The 4,584-nt window shown below is 62.8% G+C and carries 5 protein-coding genes; 4 read left to right on the forward strand and 1 reads right to left on the reverse strand.

Annotated elements, in window-relative coordinates; all coding sequences use genetic code 11:
- Nucleotides 1–795, reverse strand: a 795-nt coding sequence (locus EOA29_RS25990) for an ROK family transcriptional regulator (protein ID WP_145969799.1), incomplete at its 3' end; no start/stop codon positions are given.
- A gap of 92 nt (nucleotides 796–887) precedes the next feature.
- Here EOA29_RS25990 and EOA29_RS25995 point away from each other — a divergent pair.
- The 4 genes from EOA29_RS25995 to EOA29_RS26010 all read left to right on the forward strand — a co-directional run.
- Nucleotides 888–2,153, forward strand: coding sequence for an ABC transporter substrate-binding protein (locus tag EOA29_RS25995; protein WP_126091605.1), 1,266 nt, complete (start codon nucleotides 888–890; stop codon nucleotides 2,151–2,153).
- A 55-nt stretch (nucleotides 2,154–2,208) separates the two neighbouring features.
- Nucleotides 2,209–3,144: a sugar ABC transporter permease gene (locus EOA29_RS26000; RefSeq protein WP_126091606.1), complete on the forward strand. Its 936-nt coding sequence runs from the start codon at nucleotides 2,209–2,211 to the stop codon at nucleotides 3,142–3,144.
- A complete protein-coding gene (locus EOA29_RS26005) occupies nucleotides 3,137–4,033 on the forward strand; it encodes a carbohydrate ABC transporter permease (protein WP_126091607.1) in 897 nt (298 codons plus the stop codon). Before EOA29_RS26000 ends, EOA29_RS26005 begins: the two co-directional genes overlap by 8 nt.
- On the forward strand, nucleotides 4,030–4,584 hold a 555-nt coding region (locus EOA29_RS26010; RefSeq protein WP_127221811.1), incomplete at its 3' end, for an ATP-binding cassette domain-containing protein. The genes EOA29_RS26005 and EOA29_RS26010, both read left to right, overlap by 4 nt.

Here is a 4,584-nt window from a genome sequence, read left to right on the forward strand (position 1 = left end):
CATGTGACCGAATTCGCCCGCGCCGCCGGCAATTCCGGTCACGACGCGTCCGTGCTGGACGATCGCTCCGCCGACCCCGAGGTCGATCTTGAACAGGACAAAGTCCTCGTAACCGACGGCGGCGCCCCACATCATCTCGGCAATGGCGGCGCAGTTGCTTTCATTGGCAGCGAAGATCGGCTGCTCCAGCACCGGCCCAAAGACATGTCGGATGTTGACGCCAGCCCAAGTGGGAACGATGCTGGCCCGCTGGACGAAGCCTTCGGGGCTGACCGGTCCCGACACAGAAACCCCGACACCCAGGAGGCCGGACGCAGACAAGCTGTTCTCCTCGTAGCATTGCGCGATCGCCGCCTTGGTGAGCTTTGCCGCCCGGTCCGGAGGATAATCCAGGCCGAGGGGGATAATTTTTTCAGAAATGAATGAATGCGAGACGTCAGCCACAGCGACCCGAATCTCGTCGAGACTAAGATGAACGCCAACGCAGGTGCCGGCTTCAGGATTGAGCGTCAGCGTCGCCGGCGGCCGGCCGACGCCTTTGGCCGTTTCGTCAGCTGCCGCCAGTTCCACCACGATCCCTGACTTCCTCAGGCCAGTCAGAGCCGTCGAGACGGTCGAGCGGGCCAAGCCGGCGAGCCGGGCAATCTGCGCGGCGGAAATGGCGCCGCGCTGGCTGAGACAGCGGACAATCAGACTTTCAGGCGTGCCCGGAGGTTGACCGTCCAGCAGCGATCTGAGCAGGCTTTTTGTCATTTTCGTCTTAAAACTCCTTGACTGTCGATCGTATTTGATCATTCTAGAAAAAACTAGAGACCTTCTGCGATGCGCGGGCGGTCTCGACGAAACGGTCGTGATGAACCGTGCTGAAATCAAATGGGAGTGAGACGATGAGATATCTGAGGGCGACCCTTGTCGCTACGGCGGCATTTGCCTTTCTTGCAAACACAGCACTCGCCGAGCCGAAGACCAATCTGCTCCACCAATGGGCGACCGGATCGGACGCGCAGGCCATCGCCAAGCTTGGCGAGATGTTCGAGGCGAAGGGCGGAAAATGGCAACAGACCTCGATCGCCGGCCATACCGCCAACACGCTTGCCAAGCTGCGCGCCGACGTGATCGCAGGCAATGCTCCTCCGGCGGTTCAGCTCAAGGGTCCCGAGATCGCTGAATGGAACAAGACCGGCATGACCGCCGATCTGGATGATCTCGCGAAGGCGGAGAATTGGGAGAAGGTGGTGGCGCCGGAATTGCTGCCGGTGATGAAGCCGAGCGGCAAGTGGGTGGCGGCACCCATGAACATCCACCGCATCAACTGGATATGGGCGTCGCCGAAAGTCATGCAGGCCGCCGGCGTGACGGAAGTTCCGAAGACCTGGGCGGAATTCAACGCAGCCTGCGACAAGATCGTGGCCACCGGCAAGATCTGCATCTCGCACTCGACCGCCGACTGGACCGATTCCACCGTCTTCGAAGTCGTCGTCTACGGCCAGGACCTCGACCTCTATCGCAAGGCCTTCGTCGAAGGCAACGTCGACGCCATGCGCAGCGACGGCATGGTCAAGGCCTTCGAGCAATTCCGCATCATGACGTCCAAGTACATGGACCCCGGCATGAACGGGCGCGACTGGGATTCGATGTCGGCTCTCGTCGGCCGCGGCGAGGCGGCGTTCCACATCATGGGCGATTGGACGATCGGCTTGCTCACCGCCGCCGGCTTCAAGGAAGGAACGGATTATGTCTGCGCCCAGGCGCCGACCGACTGGGGCAAGCCCGGCTTCATCTTGAACTCCGATTCCGTCGTGTTCTTCCAGCAGAAGGATCCCGACTATGTGGAGGGCCAGAAGCTGCTCGCCAGCACCATTCTGTCGCCGGAGTTCCAGACCGTCTTCAACCAGGCCAAGGGCTCGATCCCGGCGCGCCTCGATGTCGATCTGTCGAAGGGCTTCAATCCCTGCCAGCAGAAGTCCCAGAAGGACCTGCAGGCCTCGATCGAGGCGGGCACGCTGGTCCGCTCAATGGCCCACAACATGACCATCCCGCAAAAGGTCCGCGGCGCCATCATGGACACGATCACAGAATTCGTCGCGACGCCCGACATGTCCGCCAAGGATGCGGCCAACGCCATGGCCGACGCCGCCGAAGCGCAGGAATGACGTGCGGAGAGCGCCGGCGCGACATCGCGCCGGCGCCCGGCCGGCAGGAAGCCCAATGTCCATCCACGACCTTTCCGTTCCGATAGCCGTGCCCGCCCGCTCGTGGCGGGATCGTCTGGGATCGATCGTGCCGATCCTCGTGCTCGCCCCTTCGCTCGCGGCGAGCTTCGTCTATGTCTTCGTGTTCACGGGCTGGACGCTCTATCTGTCGCTGTCCGACTCGACACTTTTGCCGAGCTACGGCTTTGCGGGCCTCGACAACTACGCATCGCTCTGGTCCAACCGGCGCTGGAACATCGCCTACACCAACCTTTTCCTCTTCAGCGGCTTCTACATCGTGGGCTCCATGGCGGTCGGGCTGCTGCTGGCCATCCTGATCGACCAGCGCGTGCGCGGCGAGGCGGTGTGGCGGACAATCTTCCTCTACCCGCTGGCGGTTTCCTTCATCGTCACCGGCACCGTCTGGAGCTGGCTCTACAATCCGGTCGACGGCATCCAGGCGCTGGTGCGCGGGCTGGGCTGGAGCGACTTCAGCTTCGCGCTCACCAGCGATCGCAACCACGCGATCTATGCGGTGATCATCACCGGCGTCTGGCAGTCTTCCGGTTTCGCCATGGCGCTCTTTCTGGCCGGCCTACGCTCGGTCGATCCGGATCTGGTGAAGGCGGCGCAGATCGACGGCGCATCGGTCGTGCGCACCTACAGGAAGGTCATTCTGCCAACCATCGCGCCGATCTTCCTTGCGGTCGCCGTCATCCAGATCCAGTTCGCCATCAAGACGTTCGACCTCGTCGCAGCCCTGACCCGCGGCGGGCCGGGCATCTCGACCACGTTCCCCGCCATCTACGTCTACGATCTGATGTTCCAGCGTGGCGAGATCGGCGAGGGCGCGGCCGCCGCGGTCATGATGCTGGCGGCGCTTGCCGTGGTGCTGGTGCCCTATTCGCTGTGGGTGGTGTGGCGCCGCCGGGCGGAGGCAGGAAATGGCTGAACTGGCCGCCGCCATCGACCTGGAAGCGGCCGCAGCGAGCCGCAGGCACTTCTGGAGCCGGTTCGCGATCTATGGCCTGCTCACGGTCTTCGCCGCAATCTATCTGATCCCGCTCTTCGTGGTCGTCTTCAATTCCTTCCGCGAGCAGGCGGAGATCGCGCGCGACGGGCTCATCTCGCTGCCAAAGACCTTCCGGCTGGAGGCATGGGCGCAGGCCTGGAGCACCTATTGCATCGCCGGCACCTGCCAGGGGATGCAACGGAATTTCCTGAACTCGCTGTGGATGACCATTCCGGCGACGATCATTTCCACGCTGCTCGGCGCCGTGAACGGCTACGTGTTGTCCAAATGGCGCTTCAAGGGCTCGGAGGTCTTGTTCACCCTGATGCTGCTCGGTGTCTTCATGCCGGGGCAGATCGCGCTGATGCCCTGGGCATTCGTTCTTGGAAAGCTCGGTCTGACCAACTCGACCTACGGCCTGATCCTGGTGCATGTCGTCCAGGGAATTTCCTTCACCACCCTGTTCTGCCGCAACTACTATGTCGGCATCCCCGACGACCTGATCAAAGCGGCGCGCATCGACGGCGCCGGCTTCTGGCGGATTTTCTGGAAGATCATAATACCGCTGTCGCCGCCCATTCTGATCGTGACCGTCATCTGGCAGTTCACCGGCATCTGGAACGAGTATCTGTTCGGCGTGGTCTTCACGTCCGGCCAGGCGCAGCCGATCACAGCCGCGCTCGTCGCGCTGACGGCGAGCGGCACGACCGCCCGCAGCTACGACGTGATGAGCGCCGCCGTGCTGATCGGTGCGCTGCCGCCGCTCCTGATCTATCTCTTTGGCGGCAAATACTTCGTTCGCGGTCTGACACAGGGCGCCATCAAATGACGAGCCAATCCCTATCCGCCCTGACCATTCGCAATCTCTACAAGAGCTACGGCGCCGTGGACGTCTTGAAGGGCATCAACCTCGAAGCGCAGCCGGGAGAGTTCATCGCTCTCGTCGGACCTTCCGGTTGCGGCAAGTCCACCCTGCTTGCCATGATCGCCGGACTTGAAAGCGTGACGTCGGGTGAAATCCGAATCGGCAACCGGCTCGTCAATTCCGTGCCGCCAAAGGACCGCGACATCGCCATGGTGTTCCAGTCCTATGCGCTCTACCCGACCATGACCGTGCGCCAGAACATCACCTTCGGCATGGAGAGCCGCGGCGTGCCGAAGGCCGATCAGGCTGAAGCCGTCAAGCACGTCGCGGCGCTGCTGCAGATCGAGGCGCTGCTTGGCCGCAAGCCCGGGCAACTCTCCGGCGGCCAGCGCCAGCGGGTCGCCATGGGCCGGGCGCTGGTGCGGGACCCGAAGCTTTTCCTGTTCGACGAGCCGCTTTCCAACCTCGATGCCAAGCTGCGCGTCGACATGCGCACCGAGATCAAGAAGCTGCAC

It is taken from the genome of Mesorhizobium sp. M1E.F.Ca.ET.063.01.1.1 (assembly GCF_003998155.1).
Lineage (GTDB): Bacteria > Pseudomonadota > Alphaproteobacteria > Rhizobiales > Rhizobiaceae > Mesorhizobium.

Bases quoted from the DNA above. Each gene is read 5' to 3' on its own strand.
- EOA29_RS26000 (WP_126091606.1), top strand. From the start codon at position 2,209: ATGTCCATCCACGACCTTTCCGTTCCGATAGCCGTGCCCGCCCGCTCG.
- EOA29_RS25995 (WP_126091605.1), top strand. From the start codon at position 888: ATGAGATATCTGAGGGCGACCCTTGTCGCTACGGCGGCATTTGCCTTT.
- EOA29_RS26005 (WP_126091607.1), top strand. From the start codon at position 3,137: ATGGCTGAACTGGCCGCCGCCATCGACCTGGAAGCGGCCGCAGCGAGC.